Raw genomic sequence first — 22,628 nt, forward strand, 5'->3', positions numbered from 1 at the left:
TTAGAATACAATACTTTCGATTAGGGCGCTATCAGGACAATTTTTAATCGTCATAATTGCCTCTTTGTCATCTAACTCTGCCTCTATAATATAGGTTTTGCATGGAGACGATTTGGTATTGCTTTTCTTGAAATCTACTTCACCTTCCCTCAAGAAATGAGATATTTTCAATGAATCCAACTGTTGCGAATTTATCAAATCCTCAACGTCATCTGAATATGAAAGTGGTTTGGAGCGAATATCTTTTAATGTTCTGCAGTTAGGAAAGTAGCAAAACTCAACACCTGTCCCTTCAGTTTTATTTTTAAAAAAAATAGTCAAAAACACGAGCCCAATAGCGAGTCCGAAAAGGTAGAATCCCAAACGTTTTAAAAAAGCCATGTAATAATATTAGTGGTAATTGAAAATAAGACGCAAGATATGTTTTTGTTATAAAATACAATCACTTTTAAAGTGATTTGCACTTTTAAAATATCAAGAAATTGATATCACTGTATTGAAGGTCAAACCATTCACCAACTGCCTTACTGGTTAAAATTCCATGGTAAATGTACAGCCCATTGCGCAAGCCTTTGTCAAAACGTAATGAGTTTTCCAATCCCCCGTCTTCACCTAATTTAAGGAGGTATGGGGTAAAGATGTTACTTATTGATATTGATGCCGTCTTAGGGTAACGAGAAGGTATGTTTGGTACGCCATAATGTATTACACCGTATTTTTCAATAGTTGGTTTAATGTGATCCGTGATTTCGCTTGTTTCAAAACAACCACCCATATCAATACTCACGTCAATTACAACTGCACCTTTTTTCATATGTTCTACCATAGTGCTCGAAACGACTACTGGAGATCTTTCTCTGCCACGGGCAGCACCAATGGCAACATCACAACGTTTTAACGCCTTTAAAAGATTTTTAGGTTGAATTGTGGATGTGTATACAGTTTGGTTTAGGTTGGTTTGAATATTTCTTAGTTTGGTCAATGAATTATCAAATACCTTAACATTGGCGCCAAGACCTATAGCTGATCTGGCAGCAAATTCACCCACGGTACCAGCTCCAATTATCACCACTTCTACTGGGGGGACACCACTAATATTCCCGAACATTAATCCATTGCCTTGATTTGTTGCTGCCATAAGCTCAGAAGCAATAAGAACGGAAGAAATGCCCGCAATCTCACTTAATGAACGTACGGCAGGATATTTACCATCTTCATCTCTAATGAATTCAAAGGCTACGGCCGTTAAGCGTTTCTTGGCCATCTTTTCGAAATACGCTTTATTCTGGGTCTTGATCTGTAGCGCAGAAATAATAGTGGTTTGGGGATTAACCATTTCAATTTCTGATAGGGTAGGAGGCTCAACCTTTAAAATCAATGGGCAACCGAAAACCTTTTTCACATCTTTGGTAACCTCGGCTCCCGCGTTTGTATAGTCAATATCCGAAAAATGGGCGCCTTCACCGGCTCCCGCCTCAACTAGAACCCTATGACCATGTGCGGTAATGGCATTAACTGCATCAGGTGTTAAACAGATTCTTTTTTCTTGATATTGGTTTTCTTTTGGAATCCCAATAAAAAGTTCACCTTTTTGTTTTAAGACCTCGAGGGTTTCTTCTTGCGGAATTAATTGTTGCTTACTAAATGGTGAGGTTGGTTGCTTCATAAAAGGTTCTATCTAATCGATAAAAGACGATTACAAGTAAAATTACAATAAATCTATGAAACTAATTTTGAAATCCCGATGTGAATAAACATACGGAATCCGCTATGCTTTTCCTCCGAATAAAGTTTTTAACTTGTTCTGAAAACCTTTAATACCTCTTTCAATATTATCTGTGGATAGTTTAGTGTTTATAGATTCAGAAATGGTTTGATAGCCAATTGTTGCTTGATTTTCTGCGTGTTCATCAGCGCTTTGCCCCATATCTTTTTCTGAATTTTCTTCACCTGTGTAAAAAGTTTTTAGTGATTTCAATTCAGCATCCATGGCTTCGAGATCAATGCCGTGAACATATTTATCATATAATTTGATTCTTATAAAATAAACGACCGGAATAATAATCATACAAACAGGAAGCAACCACCAAATATTCTCCGTGTCGATATAGTCATCGGAATCGAATATTACTTCAAATAGTTGGAAAGCATACATGGCGATAGGGATAAGAATGATATGATACCACCAATTTTTTGCTGTCATAAACCAAAAAATCAATAAATACAAGGGTATTACTTTACTCATAACGAACCAGACATATAAGGAAATATCATTAAAACCATTATTGTCTATTACAAAACCAAAAAAAGAAATTGTAGCTTCAGGATCCTCTGGGAAATAATCATGGATTTTATAAAGAAAGGGCGATAATGTAATAAAAAACACAAATACAGATTCTATAAAAATCTTCCTTTTTGCCTTCTTCTTATTCTTCTTCTCTGTCATTATTGGGGACTATTTATATTGCGCAAACGACGGAACAGATAAAATAGTATAAAAAAAGGGACAATTTACATTGTCCCTCGATTAACGGTTTATAAAAAAGATTATAATTTTTTCGTTAGTTTCTTTTTGTCAACTCCTTGTTCGTATAGCTGATCTTCATCAGCGGTTGAATTAGGCTCACAAGAAAAAGCCGTTAGCGCTACACATGCCAAAAGGCCAAATACAAATTTCTTCATTTTCATCGAGGTTTTTAGTTAGAAATCGGACAATAACGTTGCTAAAATAAAGAAAAAAAGAATACCATGCTGCACTTTATCGAAAAAAACAGACATTTAAACGTAAAAATCGAGCATTTCAACGGTTTAATTGTTGTTCATCGAAAAGAAGGCAATAAAGAATTGGTAGAATTCGTTGCAGGTTCTTTTGGTTAATTGTCAAAGGAAAGCTTGCGGGTGTTGGGGTTGACGACTTTTAATTGGATATTTACTCTTTCCGAAGGTAATAATGTTTCGATTATTTCGGGCCATTCTATAAATATCCAGGTATTGGAACTAAAATAGTCTTCAATTCCTAAATCAAGGGCTTCATTCTCATCATTTAGTCGGTAAAAGTCGAAGTGGTAAGCCAAAACCGCTTCATTGGCATCTTGATATTCGTTCACAATACCGAAAGTTGGACTATTGGCTTCACCAATCGCTCCAAGTTGTTTTGTAATTTCTTTGATCAATGTTGTTTTTCCCGCCCCCATGTCACCATAGAAACATAATGTTTTATTTGGCACTTCATTAATTAGTTGTTCAGCTACCTTGGTTATTTGATCCTCGCTATAAGTAATTTCCATTTTATCAAATCTATTTAGGCTCCAAAACAACAAATGGAATTATCATTTCCTCTAAAGAAACCCCGCCATGCTGATAGGTGTTTCGGTAGTAACTAACGTAGTGGTTGTAATTATTGGGGTAAGCAAAAAACAAATCATTTTTAGCAAATATAAACGAGCTGCTCATGTTTATGCATGGTAAATGAATGTCAGTCGGGTTTCTTGATTCCAACACATCTTTCTTTTCATAGCTAAGGCTGCGACCGGTTTTGTATCTTAAGTTTAAGCTAGTCTCTTTGTCACCTATTACTTTTGAAGGTTGCTTTACATTTATTGTACCATGGTCTGTAGTAATGATCAATTTCATGCCCATATTTTGGGCTTGTTGAATAATTTCCAACAATGGGGAGTTCTTAAACCAGCTTTGAGTCAGTGAACGATAAGCTTTGTCATTGGAAGCTAGTTCTTTGATTACTTCCATTTCAGTTTTAGAGTGGGACAACATGTCTACAAAATTGTAAACAATAACAGTAAGATCATTATCCTTTTGGGACTTAAAGTTCTGTGCCAAGTGTTTGCCTTGTTTTAAGCTGCTAATTTTATGGTACTCCCATTTTAAATCCAATCCCAAGCGTTTTAACTGTTCACCCAAGAACTTATCTTCAAAGAGGTTTTTACCACCTTCATCCGTGTCGTTCTTCCACCAATCTGGGTATTTTTTTTCCATTGCGGAAGGCATTAGTCCTGAAAATATAGCATTTCTCGCGTACTGTGTTGCTGTGGGAAGTATGCTTAAATATGATTTTTCTTTGATTTTCTTGTAAAAGGAATTAACTGTTTTTTCAAAGGCAAACCACTGGTCATACCTTAAGTTGTCAATAACAACCAAAAGGGTTGGATCGTCTTTGATTTCGGGCTTAATCCAGTCTTTAAAAAGGTTGTGTGACATCACTGGTCTATCGTGGTCACTGAACCAATCTTCATAATTGTTTTCAACAAATTTTCCGAATTGGTTATTAGCCTCTATTTTTTGTGATTCCAGAATTTCGAACATGCTATTGTCCTCAATATCCTCTAGTCGCAACTCCCAATAAATTAATTTTTTATACAACTCTATCCATTCTGCGTAAGAATTGACCATGGATAAATCCATCGCTATTTTTCTAAATTCCTGTTGGTAATTCGCAGTGGTTCGTTCAGAAACCAAACGTGAATGGTCAAGGTTCTTCTTTAGTGATAAAAGAATTTGATTTGGGTTTACTGGCTTAATCAAGTAATCTGCAATCTTGGACCCAATAGCCTCTTCCATAATAAGTTCTTCCTCACTTTTTGTGATCATCACAACAGGAATTGATGAATTTATGACCTTAATTTCATTCAAGGTTTCCAACCCGGAAAGTCCAGGCATATTTTCATCAAGGAAAACAATATCAATCGCAGATTCTTGTATTTCTTCAAGAGCTTCTTGTCCGCTTTTACAAGTAACAACCTCGTAATTCTTTCCTTCTAAAAAAATAATGTGTGGTTTTAACAGATCGATTTCATCATCGACCCAAAGGATTGTTATCTTGTTCATTTAGTAGTTATATTTGCGCTTGTAAAGAATTTTTGTTTTGACAGAATCGAACAAGCTTAAGATTTTCAATGATCCAATTTACGGATTTATTAGAATTCCCAGCACCCTCATTTTTAATCTAATAGGTGATCCATACTTTCAGAGATTGCGAAGAATTTCTCAAATGGGTCTATCATATTTGGTTTATCCGGGCGCGCATCACACCCGTTTTCATCATGCCCTTGGTAGTATGCATTTAATGTATAGTGCAATACAAGTGCTTCGTTTTAAGAAGGTTGAGATTAGTGAACCAGAGGAAGAAGGTTTACTTGTTGCCATACTTTTGCATGATATAGGGCATGGTCCTTTTTCGCATGCGATGGAGCATAGTATTGTTGAGGGTATTTCGCATGAAGATATTTCACTCCTTTTTATGCAGGAGTTAAATGAGAGGTTTAACGGAAGTTTAACGCTTGCAATTGAAATTTTTCAGGGTAAATACCACAAAAAGTTCTTAAATCAACTTGTTTCCAGTCAGTTGGATATGGACAGGCTTGATTATTTGAAAAGGGATAGTTTTTATACAGGAGTGGCAGAAGGCGGTATAAATGCGGAACGTTTGATCACTATGCTGAACGTTGTGGATAACGAATTAGTGGTTGAAGAAAAAGGGATATACTCAGTCGAAAAGTTTCTTATGGCCAGACGTTTTATGTATTGGCAAGTTTATTTGCACAAAACAGGACTGGTGGCCGAGCAACTTTTGATTCGTATTCTAAAAAGAGCTAAACAACTTTTGGCAAAAGGTATGGCGTTGGATTGTGCAAAAGATCTTATGTATTTCATGAGCAATAAGATTGAAAAGCACAATTTTAATGCACATACATTGGATAAATTTGCTCAACTTGACGATGTTGATATTTTGGCGGCCTTAAAGAAATGGCAGCATCATGATGATTTCGTACTTTCGAATTTATGCAGTATGATAATGCATCGAAAATTGCTCACTATTAAACTTAAGAACAAACCTATAGCAGATAAGAAATATGAGGCAATGTTTAAAGCCTTCAAAGAAGAAAATAAGCTATCTGATGAGGAAACAGCTTATTTTGTTTTTAAAGGAGAAATAGAAAACACCGCCTATGATATTGAAAAACAGAATATTAATATCTTGAAAAAAAATGGCCAATTAAAGGATGTGGCCAAGGCTTCAGACCACTTGAACATAAAGGCGCTTTCCAAAAAAGTCACCAAATATTATATCTGTTTCCCCAAAGTATCTGTTTAACTATTTTTCTTACTTTTGTGGCCATGGTATTTACAGCAGGTCAGATTGCGGGCATTTTAGAAGGCGAAGTCGAAGGAAATCCGGAGATTGCAGTTCATAAACTTGCAAAAATAGAAGAGGGGGAAAGAGGGTCTTTAACCTTTTTGGCCAACCCAAAATATACTTCCTTTATTTATACGACAAAAGCCTCTGTCACAATAGTGAATAAAGATTTCATTCCAGAGCAAGATATAGCCACAACCATGATTAAGGTTGATGATGCATACGAATCATTTTCAAAATTACTTGAGTATTATAACCAAGTAAAGAATAACAAAGTAGGGGTCGAATCTCCTGTTTTCACTGCAGATAGCGCTACCTATGGCGATGATTTTTATCTTGGGGCTTTTTCATATTTGGGCAATAATGTGGTCATTGGCAACAATGTGAAAATTTATCCTAACGTCTATATAGGCGACAACGTGAAAATTGCTGATAATGTTATCATTTTTGCAGGGGCAAAGGTATACTCCGAAACGGTAATTGGTGAAAATTGCATGATTCATAGTGGAGCCATCATAGGTGCTGACGGATTTGGATACTCGCCAAACAAAAACGGTGAATTCAGCAGAGTGCCACAAACGGGTAATGTTATTTTGGAAAATAATGTTGATATAGGTGCCGGTACTACAATTGACAGGGCTACTTTGGGTTCAACCATTTTACGCAAAGGCGTAAAGTTGGATAATCAAATACAGATTGCCCATAATGTTGAGATTGGGGAGCATACTGTAATTGCCGCTCAAACAGGTATTGCGGGCTCTACCAAAATTGGTAAAAGGTGTATGATTGGCGGTCAGGTTGGTATTGTAGGCCACATCACAATTGGTGACAATGTTAAGATTCAGGCCCAATCAGGTATAGGAAGAAATATTAAGGATAATGAAGTCTTGCAGGGATCGCCTGCATTAACTTATGCTGATTATAACAAATCATATGTTCATTTTAAGAACTTACCGAAGATTGTAAAAAAGATTGACAAACTGGAAAAAAAGATTGACAGTGATCAAGACAACAGATAAACAAAGAACAATTGCAAAAGAGGTTACCTTAACGGGTGTAGGTTTACACACGGGTGAAAATGTAATCTTGAAGTTTGCGCCTGCACCAGAAAATCACGGTTATGCCTTTAAGCGTGTGGATTTAGAGGGAGAACCCATAATAGAGGCCGATGCCAATTATGTTGTGAACACCCAAAGAGGAACCAATTTAGAAAAACGCGGAGTTAAAATCCAGACCTCAGAGCACGTTTTAGCTGCATTGGTAGGTCTTGAAATTGATAATGTTTTGATTGAATTGGATTCCCCTGAACCTCCTATAATGGATGGGTCTTCTAAATTTTTTGTTGAAGCTTTGGAAGAGGCAGGAATTGTTGAGCAAGATGCTGAACGTGAAGAATATGTAGTTAAAGATGTTATTTCCTATAAGGACGAAGCTACAGGTAGTGAGATTACGGTTATTCCTTCAGATACGTACCAAGTGACTTCTATGGTAGATTTTGGGACCAAGGTTTTGGGTACTCAAAATGCCACCTTGGAAAAGCTATCAGATTTTAAAGCTGAAATAGCCGATGCACGAACATTTAGTTTTCTTCATGAATTGGAAATGTTATTGGAAAATGGCCTGATTCAAGGCGGTGACCTTAACAATGCTATTGTTTATGTAGATAAGGAGATTTCTGAGGAAACCATGCGTAAACTAGAAAAAGCTTTCAATAAAAAGAAGCTTTCGGTGAAACCTAATGGAATCCTGGATAATTTGACCTTGCACCAACCTAATGAAGCTGCTCGACATAAATTGTTGGATGTAGTTGGTGATTTGGCTTTGGCGGGTACTCGTATTCAAGGAAAAGTAATAGCAAATAAGCCAGGGCATTTTGTAAATACACAATTTGCGAAGAAATTGGCTAAGATTATTAAATTGGAGAAACGTAATAACGTTCCAAAATTTGACTTAAGCCAACCACCTTTGATGGACATTCATCAAATAATGGCTATGCTGCCACACCGCCCACCTTTTTTATTGATTGACAGGATTTTAGAGTTGTCTGATAAGGATGTGGTAGGCATGAAGAACGTCACAATGAACGAACCGTTTTTTGTTGGCCACTTTCCAGGAGCTCCTGTAATGCCAGGTGTTCTACAGGTAGAAGCAATGGCACAAACCGGAGGAATACTTGTATTGAGCACAGTCCCTGATCCTGAGAACTATCTTACGTTGTTTATGAAAATTGATAATGTAAAATTCAAACAAAAAGTATTGCCAGGAGATACACTTATATTCCACTGTAGCCTTATTTCTCCCATACGAAGGGGAATATGTCATATGCAGGCCTATGCGTACGCCAATGACAAATTGGTTTGTGAGGCGGAAATGATGGCGCAAATTGTAAAGAAGAGTTAATATGAATCAACCGCTTGCTTATATTCATCCCGGTGCTAAGATTGCCAAAAATGTTGTGGTGGAACCTTTTACCACCATTCATAATAATGTTACTATTGGTGATGGTACTTGGATTGGTTCCAATGTTACAATTATGGAAGGGGCTAGAATCGGAAAAAACTGTAATATATTTCCAGGAGCAGTTATATCAGCCCCACCTCAGGATTTAAAGTACGAAGGTGAGGAAACAACTGTGACCATTGGCAACAATACTACTGTTCGAGAGTGCGCTACAATTCATAAAGGCACATCTGACCGTAATAAAACAGTTATTGGTAAGAATTGCTTGATAATGGCCTATTGTCATGTTGCCCATGACTGTCTGGTAGGGGATAATTGCATTTTTTCGAATAACTCAACCCTTGCCGGTCACGTCACCATAGGTGATAATGTGATATTGGCAGGATTGGTGGCAGTTCATCAGTTTGTGTCCATTGGTAGTCATGCATTTGTAACAGGAGGTTCTTTGGTAAGAAAAGACGTTCCTCCCTACGTGAAAGCTGCTCGTGAACCGCTGTCTTATGTGGGAATAAATTCAGTAGGACTAAGACGACGTGGATATAGTTCCGAAAAGATACGTGAGATTCAGAATATATACAGAATACTATATCAAAAGCATTATAACAATACCCAGGCAGTTCAAATTCTTGAGGCCGAAATGGAAGCTACACCCGAAAGGGATGAAATCCTGCAATTTATAAGGGATTCACAACGTGGCATTATGAAGGGTTATTTCAGTACTAATTAATAAAGAATATGGCATCTACATCAGATATTAGGAAAGGTTTGTGCATCAAGTACAATCATGATATTTTTAAAATAATTGAATTTTTACATGTTAAGCCTGGTAAAGGCCCTGCATTTGTAAGAACAAAGCTTAAGAGTGTTACAACAGGAAAAGTCATAGATAATACATTCTCTGCCGGTCACAAAATTGAGGATGTTAGAGTTGAAACCCGTTCGTATCAATTTCTTTACGCAGAGGGTGATACGTACCATTTCATGAATACAAGTGACTACAATCAAATTTCTTTGGAAAAAAGTTCCTTGGATGCACCTGGTCTGCTGAAAGAAGGGGAGGTAGTAACTATTATGTTCAATACAGAAGACAGCATGCCCTTATCGGTTGATATGCCCGCAAGTGTTATTTTAGAAGTTACACATACCGAGCCAGGAGTAAAGGGTAATACGGCAACTAATGCTACCAAACCGGCAACTGTGGAGACGGGAGCCAAAGTGAATGTGCCGCTTTTTATCAACGAGGGTGATAAAATAAAAGTTGAGACCGAAAAAGGTAGCTATATGGAAAGAGTTAAGGATTAGTTTAATACGCAATTCATTAGCCTAGATGAGATTTCCAAATTCGTATACGTTACAGCAAATAGCAACTATTATTGATTGCAAATTTGTGGGCCCAAATGACTTTCCAGTTCTTGGGATGAACGAGATTCATGTTGTGCAAAAAGGGGAAATTGTTTTTGTGGACCATCCTAAGTATTATGATAAGGCTTTAAATTCAAAGGCTTCTGTTATTTTGATAAATAAAGATGTGGAATGTCCAGAGGGGAAGGCGTTGCTTATTTCTAATGACCCATTTAGGGATTTTAATAAAATCTCTAAATTCTTTAAGCCCTTTGAGAAATCCATTGATTCAATTTCTACTTCATCTAAAATAGGTAAAACATCTATAGTTCAGCCAAATACATTTATTGGAAATAATGTAAAAATAGGTGAGAATTGTCTAATACATTCCAATGTTTCAATCTATGACAATTGTATAATTGGTGATAACGTCATCATACATTCAGGGTCTGTTTTGGGATCTGATGCTTTTTATTACAAGAATAGACCAGAAGGTTTTGATAAATTACTCTCTGTCGGAAGAGTGGTTCTTGAGGACAATGTTGAGATAGGTTCGCTTTGTACAATTGATAAAGGGGTTACAGGTGATACCACTATAAAAGAAGGGACAAAATTGGACAATCAGGTTCATGTTGGTCATGATACATTAATCGGTAAAAAATGTTTGATTGCCTCCCAGACGGGAATAGCTGGCTGTGTGGTAATTGAGGATGAGGTGACTATTTGGGGGCAAGTAGGAACAAATAGTGGAATTACCATTGGTGCTAAGGCAGTTATCATGGGTCAGACCGGTGTTACGAAATCTGTTGAAGGAGGTAAAAGTTATTTTGGAACCCCCATAGAAGAATCAAGGGAAAAATTGAAACAATTGGCCTATGTAAAGAAAATACCAGGCATAATTAAAAAATTGGAAGAATAACAACCGTATAGTTTTAAAATCATAAGTAATCGCATATTTTTGTGCAACGAAAAATAAATCAGTTATAGTATGAGCGTTCTAGTTAATAAAGACTCCAAAATTATTGTACAAGGTTTCACTGGTAGTGAAGGTACTTTTCACGCTGGACAAATGATAGATTACGGTACCAATGTTGTTGGAGGTGTTACCCCCGGTAAGGGAGGGCAGGAACACTTAGGTAAACCTGTTTTCAATACTGTGGAAGAGGCTGTTGAAAAAGCAGGTGCTGATACGACGATTATTTTTGTTCCACCAGCGTTTGCTGCAGATGCAATTATGGAAGCGGCCAATGCAGGGATAAAAGTAATAATAACTATTACAGAGGGTATACCTGTTGCTGATATGGTAAAAGCTTCAGATTACATTAAAGATAAAGATTGCCGATTGGTAGGTCCCAACTGTCCTGGAGTTATTACTCCTGGGGAGGCAAAAGTGGGAATTATGCCTGGGTTTGTTTTCAAAAAAGGAAATGTAGGAATTGTATCTAAATCTGGTACGCTAACCTATGAAGCTGCCGATCAGGTAGTACGACAAGGGTTAGGTATAACCACTGCAATTGGTATTGGTGGTGATCCAATTATTGGAACCACAACAAAAGAAGCGGTAGAGCTTTTGATCAATGACCCCGAAACAGATTGTGTTGTTATGATTGGTGAAATAGGCGGGCAATTAGAAGCTGACGCTGCACAATGGTACAAGGCCAGTGGTAGTAAAAAACCAATTGTTGGTTTTATTGCAGGTGAAACTGCCCCTGCAGGAAGAACTATGGGTCATGCAGGAGCAATTGTAGGAGGAAGCGATGATACTGCACAAGCTAAGAAGCGAATTATGAGCGAATGTGGTATTAATGTTGTTGATTCTCCAGCTGAAATAGGAATTAAAGTAAAAGAGGTGATGGGTTAAACCCATGGTCTCAAAAAAGAGCTTATAATATTGAATAAATATCCCGATTAGCTTGAATTAATTTCAGGATTTTCGGGATTTTTTTCACCTTTGGTTCAAACAAAACTTATATTTGATAATCAACAGAATAAAGATAATTTTCAATGAAAATACTAGACGGAAAAAACGTAATTATCACTGGGGCAAGTAGAGGTATAGGAAAAGGGATTGCAGAAGTATTTGCAGATCACGGCGCCAACGTGGCATTTACTTATAGTTCGAGTGAGGCACCTGCACTTCAATTGGAAAAGGACCTTACTTCCAAAGGGGTTAAGGCGAAGGCTTATAAAAGTAATGCCGCAAGTTTTCAAGAATCAGCAGATTTAGTCGCCAAGGTTTTGGAAGATTTTGGGGGAATTGATGTGTTGATAAACAATGCAGGAATAACTAAGGACAATCTTTTAATGCGGATGGGCGAAGAAGATTTTGATCAAGTCATTGAAATCAACCTAAAATCTGTTTTTAATATGACAAAGGCCGTTCAGCGCACCTTTTTGAAACAACGAAAAGGTTCAATAATCAATATGAGTAGTGTTGTTGGTGTTAAAGGTAATGCGGGGCAAACCAATTACGCCGCATCCAAAGCAGGTATGATTGGGTTCACAAAATCTGTTGCGTTGGAATTGGGGTCAAGGAATATTCGATGTAATGCTATAGCTCCGGGGTTTATTGAAACTGAAATGACTGCTAAGTTAGATGAAAAAGTGGTTCAAGGATGGAGAGATGGTATTCCATTGAAAAGAGGAGGAAGTACAGAAGATATTGCCAATGCTTGTTTATTTTTTGCATCTGATCTTTCCGCTTATGTTACCGGCCAAGTTCTAAATGTTGATGGTGGAATGTTAACCTAACAGGTAAATGCAGATAACAACGGTACTCTTGGTCATTTTAGCCGCTATTGCGGCAATGGGAATTGTACTTTTTCAATATTTTTATAAACAAAAAAGTAAAGGAAAGTTACGTTGGGCACTTTCCTTTTTGCGTTTTGTGTCTTTGTTTGCGATTTTTCTTTTATTGATAAATCCAAAGTTCGTAAAAAAGGATTTTTCCATCACTAAATCAAATCTAATATTTCTAGTCGACAATTCTTCTTCGATAGGCGCAAAAGATGGAGATATTGTTGTGGATTCAATTCTTAAAGTTGTAAAAAACGCTACTGAATTATCCAACAAGTTCAATATAGAAGAGTATAAATTTGGTCGTGAAGTTAGCGCAATTAATGACTTGACATTTGGTGAGAGCACCACCGACATTGCTAATGCTCTTAGTACGATTAACTCCATATTTCGAAGTAGTGAAAACCTTGTTGTTCTTCTAACTGATGGAAACAACACATTAGGGCACGATTACGAGTATTTTGGAAAGCAACATAAATTTCCTGTATATCCAGTGGTTTTGGGAGACACTACTCAGTATGAAGATTTAAAAATCACTCAAGTCAATATCAATAAATATGCGTTTTTGAAGAACAAGTTTCCAATCGAAATTTTTGTTTCATATGAAGGAGAGGAAGATATTGATACAAGATTGAATATCGCTGTTGGCAAAAAAAATGTTCATTCTCAAAAACTAGGTTTATCAAAAGGAAATAATTCAAAATCAATTGTGGTTCATTTGAGTGAGTCCACTGTTGGATTGAAAAGCGTAAAGGTAAGTCTAGAACCTCTGCAAGTTGAGAAGAATATTCACAATAATGTAAAAAATGTTTCTATTGAGGTTATTGATGAAAAGACCAATGTTGCCATTGTATCAGAAATTTCACATCCAGATATAGGTGCGCTCAAGAAATCTATAGAGAGTAATGAGCAACGATCAGTAACAATAATAAAACCAACAACTAAAATAAATGAATTGAATGAAATAGACCTGATAATACTTTATCAGCCGACAGCCTCATTCAAAAATATTCTTGAGTATGTGCAAAACACGAAGATTGGCAACTTCATAATAAGTGGCCCACGAACTGATTGGAATTTTCTCAATACTGCCCAAAAGGCTTATACCAAGGACAGTTATAATCAAACCGAAGAGGTAACTCCGCTACTGAACAAGGCGTTTTCCAAATTCGATATATCCAACTATATTTTTGATATCCATCCGCCACTGGAAACAAATTTGGGGGAAGTAATTATCAATAAAAACCATGAAGTCCTATTGAATCAAAAAATTAAGGGAGTAGATATTGGTGAGCCATTGTTGGTGGTATCAGAAAATAATTTGGAGCGGGAGGCCATTTTATTTGGGGAGAACTTATGGAAATGGAGAGTTCAGAATTTTAGGGAACATAAGAATTTTAATGATTTTGATGAATTAATGAGTAAGCTGGTCTTTTATCTTTCGGTAAATGAAAGCAAAAGTAGATTGGTGCTGAGCTATGACTCTTTTTACGAAGGTAATACTGAAGCAAAAATCAGGGCTGACTATTTTGATGAGTCATTTACTTTTGATGCTGGAGCAGAAATTTCTTTGAGACTTCAACCACAAGGAGAGGGTCAAACCCAAGAGTTTCCAATGTTGTTAAAGGGAAGTTATTATGAAACCGATTTAAGTAGTATGCCGCCCGGACAATATTCTTTTACGGCCAAAGTGGTTAATGAAAACATCTCCAAATCCGGGAGCTTTAGTATATTGGACTTTGATGTTGAACAGCAATTCACATCAAGCAATTATAAAAAGTTGGATAGATTGGCAGTGGGAACTGGTGGCGGTTTATTTTTTCCTAACCAAATATCCAATTTAATTGATGAATTAATGTCTGAAGACAAATATGTTCCTATCCAAAAAAGCCATGAAAATGTCGTATCTTTGGTTGATTTTAAATTCTTACTGGCCTTAATAATTGCAGCCTTTACGATAGAATGGTTTATTAGAAAGTATAACGGATTAACTTAAAAGTATAAAAATGGATAAATTACCTAAAATAGCATTACCAGCAATTTTCATTCTAATTCTTGCTGTGATATTGATTTCCAAATCTGCCGTAACCATAGGTTCTGGTGAGGCAGGTGTTCTTTACAAAACGTTTGGCGATGGTGTAGTTACAGATGAACCTCCATTGGGAGAGGGTTTTCATATTGTTGCACCATGGAACAAAGTGTTTATATATGAAGTAAGACAACAAGAAGTATTTGAAAAAATGCAAGTACTGTCTTCTAACGGATTAGAGATAAAACTGGATGCATCTGCTTGGTTTGAACCGAAATATGACGTGTTAGGGAAACTACATCAAGAAAAGGGCGAGGCTTATGTTCAGAGGGTTTTGCTGCCTACAATTAGATCTGCTGCAAGAAGTGTAGTTGGTAGATATACACCAGAACAATTGTACTCAAGTAAAAGAGATGCAATACAGGTAGAGATTTATGAAGAAACTCACAAGATTGTCGACGATCAATATATTCAACTTAATCAAATATTAATTCGTGATGTTACTTTACCACCTACAATAAAAGAAGCGATTGAACGAAAATTAAAGCAAGAGCAAGAGTCGTTGGAATATGAGTTTAGATTGGTTACGGCAAAGAAAGAAGCTGAAAAAGTAACTATTGAAGCGCAAGGTAAAGCCGATGCGAATAGAATTTTAAGTGCTTCTTTGACCGATAAAATTCTTCAGGATAAAGGTATTGACGCAACCTTAGAGCTTTCAAAATCACCTAACACAAAGGTTGTTGTAGTTGGTAGTGGAGATTCTGGGCTGCCACTAATATTAGGGAATAACTAATATTGTTTAATAGCTGATACTTGTAAAAAAGAATTGTGCTATTTAAAACAAATGTTTTGTGAATTAAAAATTAGTTCTAATTTTACACTTGTAATGAGAAACCAAAATACACATCATCATTTTTATACTTGCTCTCAAGCGAGGTAGAAATGTATTGTAGTATTTACAACATATAGCTAACCCGTTTGAGAAATCAAACGGGTTTTTTGATTAATAAAACAGAAATGATGACCAAAATTAGAATTGCTATTCAGAAATCAGGACGATTGAACAAAGATTCATTAGAGATCTTGAAAAACTGTGGCGTATCAATCGACAATGGAAAAGACCAGCTGAAAGCATCTGCACGTAATTTTCCTATGGAAGTGTTTTATTTAAGAAATGGTGATATACCCCAGTACCTCAGAGATGGAGTGGTAGACATTGCCATTATAGGTGAAAATGTATTAATTGAAAAAGGAGGGGATATTGATATTGCTGAAAAACTTGGGTTCTCAAAATGCCGGGTTTCTTTAGCAGTCCCAAAAGAAGTGGAATACAACTCAGTACAAGACTTTCAGGGAAAAAGAATCGCTACTTCATATCCAAATACAGTTAAGGAGTACTTTAAAGGCAAAGGGGTCGAAGCTGATTTGCACATTATCAATGGATCGGTGGAAATTGCGCCCAATATTGGTCTAGCCGATGGTATCTGCGATATTGTCTCTAGTGGTAGCACCTTGTTTAAAAACAATCTTAGAGAGGTCGAGGTTATGCTTAAAAGCGAAGCAGTACTCGCAGTATCACAAAAAATTTCAGAGGAGCGAAAGACAATTTTAAGCAAATTGCAGTTTAGGATTAAATCGGTCTTACAGGCAAGACAATCGAAGTATGTATTACTGAATGCCCCTAACGATAGTTTGGAGAGTATTTTGAAATTGTTGCCTGGAATGCGGAGCCCTACGGTTTTACCATTAGCAGAGGAAGGGTGGAGTTCAGTTCATACGGTTATCAACAAGGATAAGTTTTGGGAGGTAATAGATGAATTAAAGCTTGTAGGGGCAGAAGGGATATTGGTTTGCCCAATAGAAAAAATGGTTTTATAATGAATAAAATATTCAATCCAGAAAAGAAAGATTGGAGTCAAGTACTCAAACGTCCTACTCAGACGGTTTCAGATATTGAGGATGTTGTTAATGAGGTCTTTGCCAAGGTTGAAAAAGAAGGCGACCCAGTACTTAAACAATATACCCAGAAGTTTGATGGTGTAACATTGAAAAGTTTACAAGTATCTGAAGTTGAAATTTCAGAAGCTGCAAATCGTATTGGTCAAGAACTAAAAAATGCAATAGCCATAGCCAAAAAGAATATTGAAACTTTTCACAAGGCCCAAGAAACAAATAAAGTTGAGGTTGAAACAACTAAAGGCGTTTTTTGTTGGCAAGAGAAAAGACCTATACAAAAGGTGGGGTTATATATTCCAGGAGGTTCAGCACCTTTGTTTTCTACAATTTTAATGTTAGCTGTACCGGCTAATATTGCTGGTTGTACAGAGATTGTATTATGTACTCCACCTAATAAGGAAGGAAAAGTTCATCCAGCTATTTTGTATACGGCCAATTTGTGTGGGGTTACACAAATTTTCAAAGTAGGAGGGATTCAGGCAATAGCGGGAATGACTTTTGGAACGGAAAGTATTTCTAAAGTGTACAAGATTTTTGGCCCTGGAAATCAATACGTAACAGTCGCAAAACAAATTGCGACTAAGTATGGGATATCTATTGATATGCCAGCCGGCCCCAGTGAATTATTGGTCATGGCAGATGATAGTGCCAATGCTTCTTTTGTTGCTTCAGATTTGTTGAGTCAGGCTGAACATGGGGCTGATAGCCAAGTTATTTTGGTTTCTACTTCAAAAGCGATGATTCATGCCGTTGAGGAAGAAGTTGAAAAACAACTAGAAAAATTGCCTAGAAAAGCAATTGCTGAGAAGGCCATTGAAAATAGCAAATTAGTATTTGTTACCGATTCACAGTCAGCTATTGATTTAATTAATGAATATGGTCCTGAGCATTATATCCTGTGTGTTGAAGACGAAGAAATATACTTAACTCAAATAATGAACGCAGGTTCTGTGTTCATTGGAAATTACACTCCTGAAAGTGCCGGGGATTATGCATCGGGAACCAACCATACCTTACCTACAAATGGCTATGCCAAACAGTATAGTGGGGTAAACCTTGATAGTTTTAAAAAAAGTATGACCTTTCAAAAAATAAACACAGAAGGAATAAAGGAAATTGGTAGAGCCATTGAGTTGATGGCTGAAGCGGAAGGGCTTCAGGCGCACAAAAATGCAGTTACACTACGATTGGAAAGTTTAAAATAAGAAAGTTGGATTTTAATTTAAATAACATAATTCGCGAAAACGTAAAGGGTTTAAAACCCTATTCTTCTGCACGAGATGAATATGTGTCAGATGGTACACAAATGGTGTTTTTAGATGCGAATGAGAATCCATTTGAGAATGGTGTAAATAGGTACCCTGACCCACAACAGAGAAATTTAAAATCAGTTCTGGGGGAGAAAAAAAATGTTGGAGTCAAGAATATCTTGTTAGGAAACGGTAGTGATGAAGTGTTAGACCTAATATTTCGAGCCTTTTGCGAACCAAACCAAGATAATATCATTTCTTTACCACCTTCCTATGGCATGTACAAAGTATTGTCTGGTATTAACGCTATTGAGAATAGAGAGGTTTTGCTAACGAATGGTTTTGAGCCTAATGTAGAAGAAATTCTAGATGTAGTTGATGGTAATAGTAAACTACTTTTTCTATGTTCGCCCAATAATCCTACTGGTAATAGCTTTGACGAAGAAAATATTGTCAAGCTTTTAAATGAATTTTCAGGACTTGTAATTATCGATGAGGCGTATATTGATTTTTCTTCAAAAGAAAGTTGGCTGAAAAGATTAAACGAATTTCCAAATCTAATAGTGACCCAAACCTTGTCTAAAGCGTATGGTATGGCAGGTATTCGACTGGGAATGTGTTTTGCATCTGAAGAAATAATTGCTGTTTTAAATAAAATAAAACCACCATATAACGTAAACCAATTAACACAGTCCAGAGCATTGGAGCAAGTGTTGAAAACTGATGTCCTTCGAACTGAGGTTTCAGAAATTTTAGTACAAAAGAATGAACTTATAACTGTTTTGAATTCAATCGAGTTCATTGATATAATATATCCTTCAGATGCAAATTTTGTGCTTGTTAAAGTAGATGATGCGACGAAAAGATATGATGAGCTGATTGCAAAAGGGATAGTGGTACGAAATAGAACGACTCAACCCCTTTGTGAGAATACTTTACGGTTTACTGTTGGGACCAAATCTGAAAATATGAAACTAATAACTGCTCTTAAAGAGATAATCTAGTATGAAAAAAGTATTGTTTATAGACCGGGATGGGACCATGATCAAAGAAACCGCGGATGAGCAGATTGATGCTTTTGAAAAAATGATTTTTTATCCAAAAGCTTTTACGTATTTGGGTAAAATAGCCAAGGAGTTGGATTATGAATTGGTCATGATTACCAATCAAGATGGCTTGGGTACTGATTCCTTTCCAGAAGATACGTTTTGGCCTGTTCATAATTTTATTATTAAATCATTTGAAAATGAGGGTGTTACTTTCAATAAAGTGTTTTTGGATCGTACATTTCCCCACGAGAATGCAGATACTAGAAAACCAGGGACAGGGTTGTTGACTGAGTATTTTTCTAAGGAATATGACTTGAGTAATTCTTTTGTCATTGGTGATCGCTTAACCGACATGGAACTCGCCAAAAATTTGGGGTCACAAGGTATTTTTATAAATGATGAAACCAATTTAGGAACTGGTGAAATTACCGTAGATAGGGGAGCTCTAAATGATATTATTGCACTTGAAAACAATGATTGGGAACGTATCTATGAATTTCTAAAACTCAAGGATAGGGTATCAGAAATATCGCGTAAAACCAATGAGACCGATATATATATCAAATTGAATCTTGATGGCACAGGAATTAGTAATATAGATACAGGTTTGGCCTTTTTTGATCATATGTTGGATCAATTGGCACGCCATGGTCAAATGGATCTTGATATCACTGTGAAAGGAGATTTAGATGTAGATGAACACCATACTATCGAAGACACAGCCATTGCTTTAGGTGAAGTTTTTGCCATGGCTTTAGGAAATAAATTGGGTATTGAACGATACGGATTCTGTTTGCCGATGGATGATTGTCTGGCCCAAGTTGCTATTGATTTTGGGGGACGAAATTGGTTGGTTTGGGAAACGGGATTTAAACGCGAGATGATCGGTAAATTACCTACTGAAATGTTTCAACATTTTTTTAAATCGTTCACGGATGGTGCCAAGTCTAATTTAAATATAAAGGCAGAAGGTCAGAACGAACACCATAAAATTGAAGCTATATTCAAAGCTTTTGCCAAAGCAATTAAAATGGCTGTAAAAAGAGATGTTGAGAAGATGGTATTACCATCAACCAAAGGGATACTTTAAATGAAAATTGCAATAATCAATTACGGCGCTGGTAATATCCAAAGTATAAAATTCGCTTTTCAGCGACTGGGGCATGAAGCCGTTCTAACCAATAACCCCGAAGTAATAAGTGGTGCCGATAAAGTGATTTTTCCTGGAGTGGGAGAGGCGAGTAGCGCTATGCGAATGTTAAGAGAAAGCAAACTAGACCACTTAGTGCCCCAACTTAAACAACCCGTTTTAGGAATTTGTTTGGGCATGCAGCTAATGTGTCACTCCTCAGAAGAAGGGAACACTCAGGGGTTGGGGATTTTTGATGCAGATGTGGTAAAATTCAACAATAAGGTTAAGGTTCCGCAAATTGGATGGAATGAAATCTCTGGGCTAAAATCTGAGTTGTTCAAAAACATAGATGAAAAAGAGCATATTTATATGGTGCACAGCTTTTATGCTCCTTTAGGAAAAGAAACTATTGCTACCTCAGAATATGGGTTGTCGTATAGTGCTGCTTTAGGCAAAGATAATTTCTATGGAGTACAGTTTCATCCTGAAAAAAGTAGTACAGTCGGGGAAAAGATTTTAAACAATTTTTTAGCGCTTTAGTGAATCGGAAAGTTTATATATCGACGGAGAAGGAAAAGCTTGATACAAATAAAATTCAAGCATACATCAGTAATATATCTTATTGGGGTAGAGGTAGAACGCTGGAAGAGGTAGAAACTACTATAAAAAATTCCATATGCTTTGGAATGTATGATTCATTAGATGAACAAATCGCTTTCGCCCGCGTGGTAACGGATCAATTGTTTTTCGGATACATTATGGATGTTATTGTTTTTGAAGAATACCAAGGGCAGGGTTGTGGAAAAGATTTAGTAGAACATATTATGAACCATGAAGTGGTCTCAAGGCTTAAAACCATTGCTCTAAAGACAAAAGACGCACAAGAATTTTATCGCAAATTTGACTTTAAATCTATTGGGGACTCGGAATTATGGATGGCAAATGATAAATTAATATTACTATAAAAGAGAGATGAGAATAATACCAGCAATTGATATTATTGACGGCAAGTGTGTGAGGTTATCCAAAGGGGATTACGACACCAAAAAGATATATAACGAGCATCCTTTGGAAGTTGCTAAAGAGTTTGAGGCCCATGGCATTAAATACTTGCATTTGGTTGATTTGGACGGTGCAAAATCACAACATATTGTCAACTATAAAGTATTGGAACAAATTGCTGCTAAGACATCCTTGAAAATTGATTTTGGAGGTGGGCTAAAGACTGATGATGATTTGCATATTGCGTTTGAAAGTGGTGCCAGTCAAATTACAGGAGGAAGTATTGCTGTTAAGAATAAGGAGGTTTTTTTAAGCTGGTTGCAGAAATACGGGTCTGATAAAATTATTTTGGGTGCAGATGCTATGAAAGAAAAAGTGGCCGTTTCAGGATGGTTAGAAGAGTCTACAGAGGATTTGATTCCATTTGTTCAAGCCTATCAGAAAGAAGGTGTTGAGTACGTTATTTGTACCGATATCAATAAAGATGGAATGCTCGAAGGACCTTCTTTTGAACTTTATCAAAGAATATTGGAGCAGTCCGAGTCTGGATTAAAATTAATAGCTAGCGGTGGTATCTCACATTTTGATGAATTACCAAAGCTTGCTGAATTAGGTTGTGAAGGAACAATCATTGGTAAGGCAATTTACGAAAATAGGATATCCTTGAAACAGTTGGAAGAATTTATAATAACTAAAAATAATTAGTTTGCTTGCAAAACGAATAATCCCATGTTTGGATATTAAAGACGGTCGTACGGTCAAAGGTGTCAACTTTGTTGATCTTCGCGATGCAGGTGATCCCGTGGAGTTGGCTGAAATCTACAGTAAAGAAGGAGCGGATGAGTTGGTTTTTCTAGACATATCGGCTACAGAACAAAAACGTAAGACATTGGCAGAGTTGGTATACCACGTTGCCGAAAAAGTAAATATTCCATTTACGGTCGGCGGCGGAATTTCATCTGTTGAGGATGTAGATGTATTGCTCCATAATGGGGCCGACAAAGTTTCAATAAATTCATCAGCAGTTAAAAACCCACAATTGATCAATGACCTAGTGGCTAAATTTGGGTCACAATGTATTGTTGTGGCAATAGATGCCAAACAAATTGATGGTGAATGGATCGTGCACCTTGTTGGGGGCAAAGTCCCGACTGAATTAAAACTTTTTGACTGGGCCAAAGAGGTTGAGGTGCGAGGAGCAGGCGAAATTCTTTTTACCTCCATGGATCATGATGGTACAAAGAATGGATTTTCGAATGAAGCTCTCGCAAGACTTTCGGACGAGCTGAATATACCGATAATTGCCTCTGGTGGTGCCGGGAATATCCAACATTTTGTAGATACATTTGTTGATGGAAAGGCAGATGCAGCATTAGCGGCCAGTGTTTTTCATTTTAAGGAAATAGAAATAAAGGATTTGAAAAAGGAATTAAAAAGCAACAAGATTCCAGTGCGATTGTAA

General features: G+C 36.7%; 25 protein-coding genes. 19 read left to right on the forward strand and 6 right to left on the reverse strand.

Annotated features, from left to right (window positions below):
- From FB2170_RS11895 to FB2170_RS17620, 4 genes are all read right to left on the reverse strand, one after another.
- Positions 1 to 381, reverse strand: coding sequence for a hypothetical protein (locus FB2170_RS11895; RefSeq protein ID WP_013306805.1), 381 nt, complete (start codon positions 379 to 381; stop codon positions 1 to 3).
- Positions 382 to 466: 85 nt separating this feature from the next.
- On the reverse strand, positions 467 to 1,666 hold the full coding sequence (locus FB2170_RS11900; protein ID WP_013306806.1) for an alanine dehydrogenase: 1,200 nt from the start codon (positions 1,664 to 1,666) through the stop codon (positions 467 to 469).
- Between the two features lie 102 nt (positions 1,667 to 1,768).
- Positions 1,769 to 2,446, reverse strand: coding sequence for a hypothetical protein (locus tag FB2170_RS11905; protein WP_013306807.1), 678 nt, complete (start codon positions 2,444 to 2,446; stop codon positions 1,769 to 1,771).
- A 101-nt stretch (positions 2,447 to 2,547) separates the two neighbouring features.
- A complete protein-coding gene (locus FB2170_RS17620) occupies positions 2,548 to 2,682 on the reverse strand; it encodes a hypothetical protein (RefSeq protein WP_262492769.1) in 135 nt (44 codons plus the stop codon).
- Between the two features lie 66 nt (positions 2,683 to 2,748).
- Between FB2170_RS17620 and FB2170_RS17625 the strand changes: the two genes are divergently transcribed.
- Positions 2,749 to 2,877, forward strand: a complete 129-nt coding sequence (locus tag FB2170_RS17625) for a hypothetical protein (protein WP_013306809.1) — start codon at positions 2,749 to 2,751, stop codon at positions 2,875 to 2,877.
- On the opposite strand, the gene tsaE is transcribed toward FB2170_RS17625, so the two are convergent.
- Positions 2,874 to 3,287: a tRNA (adenosine(37)-N6)-threonylcarbamoyltransferase complex ATPase subunit type 1 TsaE gene (gene tsaE, locus FB2170_RS11910; RefSeq protein WP_013306810.1), complete on the reverse strand. Its 414-nt coding sequence runs from the start codon at positions 3,285 to 3,287 to the stop codon at positions 2,874 to 2,876. The two genes, FB2170_RS17625 and tsaE, sit on opposite strands and share 4 nt — an antisense overlap.
- 10 nt (positions 3,288 to 3,297) lie before the next feature.
- Entirely contained in the window at positions 3,298 to 4,842 is a 1,545-nt protein-coding gene (locus FB2170_RS11915; RefSeq protein WP_013306811.1) for a bifunctional response regulator/alkaline phosphatase family protein, read from the reverse strand.
- A 37-nt stretch (positions 4,843 to 4,879) separates the two neighbouring features.
- Between FB2170_RS11915 and FB2170_RS11920 the strand changes: the two genes are divergently transcribed.
- From FB2170_RS11920 to hisF, 18 genes are all read left to right on the forward strand, one after another.
- Positions 4,880 to 6,109, forward strand: a complete 1,230-nt coding sequence (locus FB2170_RS11920) for an HD domain-containing protein (protein WP_041632830.1) — start codon at positions 4,880 to 4,882, stop codon at positions 6,107 to 6,109.
- A gap of 23 nt (positions 6,110 to 6,132) precedes the next feature.
- The gene (lpxD, locus tag FB2170_RS11925; RefSeq protein WP_013306813.1) at positions 6,133 to 7,170 is read left to right on the forward strand and encodes a UDP-3-O-(3-hydroxymyristoyl)glucosamine N-acyltransferase; all 1,038 of its coding nucleotides are present in this window, start codon (positions 6,133 to 6,135) and stop codon (positions 7,168 to 7,170) included.
- Positions 7,145 to 8,551, forward strand: a complete 1,407-nt coding sequence (locus FB2170_RS11930) for a bifunctional UDP-3-O-[3-hydroxymyristoyl] N-acetylglucosamine deacetylase/3-hydroxyacyl-ACP dehydratase (protein WP_410503861.1) — start codon at positions 7,145 to 7,147, stop codon at positions 8,549 to 8,551. Before lpxD ends, FB2170_RS11930 begins: the two co-directional genes overlap by 26 nt.
- 1 nt (position 8,552) lies before the next feature.
- Complete coding sequence (gene lpxA / locus FB2170_RS11935) at positions 8,553 to 9,338, forward strand: acyl-ACP--UDP-N-acetylglucosamine O-acyltransferase (RefSeq protein ID WP_013306815.1); 786 nt, start codon at positions 8,553 to 8,555, stop codon at positions 9,336 to 9,338.
- Positions 9,339 to 9,346: 8 nt separating this feature from the next.
- Entirely contained in the window at positions 9,347 to 9,913 is a 567-nt protein-coding gene (gene efp / locus FB2170_RS11940) for an elongation factor P (protein ID WP_013306816.1), read from the forward strand.
- A 25-nt stretch (positions 9,914 to 9,938) separates the two neighbouring features.
- Entirely contained in the window at positions 9,939 to 10,871 is a 933-nt protein-coding gene (locus FB2170_RS11945) for a UDP-3-O-(3-hydroxymyristoyl)glucosamine N-acyltransferase (protein ID WP_013306817.1), read from the forward strand.
- Between the two features lie 69 nt (positions 10,872 to 10,940).
- On the forward strand, positions 10,941 to 11,813 hold the full coding sequence (gene sucD, locus FB2170_RS11950; protein WP_013306818.1) for a succinate--CoA ligase subunit alpha: 873 nt from the start codon (positions 10,941 to 10,943) through the stop codon (positions 11,811 to 11,813).
- 143 nt (positions 11,814 to 11,956) lie between these two features.
- Positions 11,957 to 12,703, forward strand: coding sequence for a 3-oxoacyl-[acyl-carrier-protein] reductase (gene fabG, locus FB2170_RS11955; RefSeq protein WP_013306819.1), 747 nt, complete (start codon positions 11,957 to 11,959; stop codon positions 12,701 to 12,703).
- A 7-nt stretch (positions 12,704 to 12,710) separates the two neighbouring features.
- Entirely contained in the window at positions 12,711 to 14,744 is a 2,034-nt protein-coding gene (locus FB2170_RS11960) for a hypothetical protein (RefSeq protein WP_013306820.1), read from the forward strand.
- 10 nt (positions 14,745 to 14,754) lie between these two features.
- A complete protein-coding gene (locus tag FB2170_RS11965) occupies positions 14,755 to 15,570 on the forward strand; it encodes a prohibitin family protein (protein WP_013306821.1) in 816 nt (271 codons plus the stop codon).
- Between the two features lie 227 nt (positions 15,571 to 15,797).
- Positions 15,798 to 16,655, forward strand: coding sequence for an ATP phosphoribosyltransferase (gene hisG / locus FB2170_RS11970; RefSeq protein ID WP_013306822.1), 858 nt, complete (start codon positions 15,798 to 15,800; stop codon positions 16,653 to 16,655).
- Entirely contained in the window at positions 16,655 to 17,938 is a 1,284-nt protein-coding gene (gene hisD, locus FB2170_RS11975; RefSeq protein ID WP_013306823.1) for a histidinol dehydrogenase, read from the forward strand. Before hisG ends, hisD begins: the two co-directional genes overlap by 1 nt.
- 5 nt (positions 17,939 to 17,943) lie before the next feature.
- Positions 17,944 to 18,987, forward strand: a complete 1,044-nt coding sequence (hisC, locus tag FB2170_RS11980; RefSeq protein ID WP_013306824.1) for a histidinol-phosphate transaminase — start codon at positions 17,944 to 17,946, stop codon at positions 18,985 to 18,987.
- Between the two features lies 1 nt (position 18,988).
- A complete protein-coding gene (hisB, locus tag FB2170_RS11985) occupies positions 18,989 to 20,122 on the forward strand; it encodes a bifunctional histidinol-phosphatase/imidazoleglycerol-phosphate dehydratase HisB (RefSeq protein WP_013306825.1) in 1,134 nt (377 codons plus the stop codon).
- Positions 20,123 to 20,704 carry an imidazole glycerol phosphate synthase subunit HisH gene (gene hisH, locus FB2170_RS11990; RefSeq protein WP_013306826.1) on the forward strand — a complete coding sequence of 194 codons (582 nt, stop codon included), beginning with the start codon at positions 20,123 to 20,125 and terminating at the stop codon, positions 20,702 to 20,704.
- Positions 20,704 to 21,129, forward strand: coding sequence for a GNAT family N-acetyltransferase (locus FB2170_RS11995; RefSeq protein ID WP_013306827.1), 426 nt, complete (start codon positions 20,704 to 20,706; stop codon positions 21,127 to 21,129). Before hisH ends, FB2170_RS11995 begins: the two co-directional genes overlap by 1 nt.
- A gap of 7 nt (positions 21,130 to 21,136) precedes the next feature.
- Complete coding sequence (gene hisA / locus FB2170_RS12000; RefSeq protein WP_013306828.1) at positions 21,137 to 21,871, forward strand: 1-(5-phosphoribosyl)-5-[(5-phosphoribosylamino)methylideneamino]imidazole-4-carboxamide isomerase; 735 nt, start codon at positions 21,137 to 21,139, stop codon at positions 21,869 to 21,871.
- 1 nt (position 21,872) lies between these two features.
- Positions 21,873 to 22,628 (forward strand): imidazole glycerol phosphate synthase subunit HisF, encoded by a 756-nt coding sequence (gene hisF, locus FB2170_RS12005; RefSeq protein WP_041632831.1) that lies wholly within the window; start codon positions 21,873 to 21,875, stop codon positions 22,626 to 22,628.

This window comes from Maribacter sp. HTCC2170 (assembly GCF_000153165.2).
Classification (GTDB): Bacteria; Bacteroidota; Bacteroidia; order Flavobacteriales; family Flavobacteriaceae; genus Maribacter_A.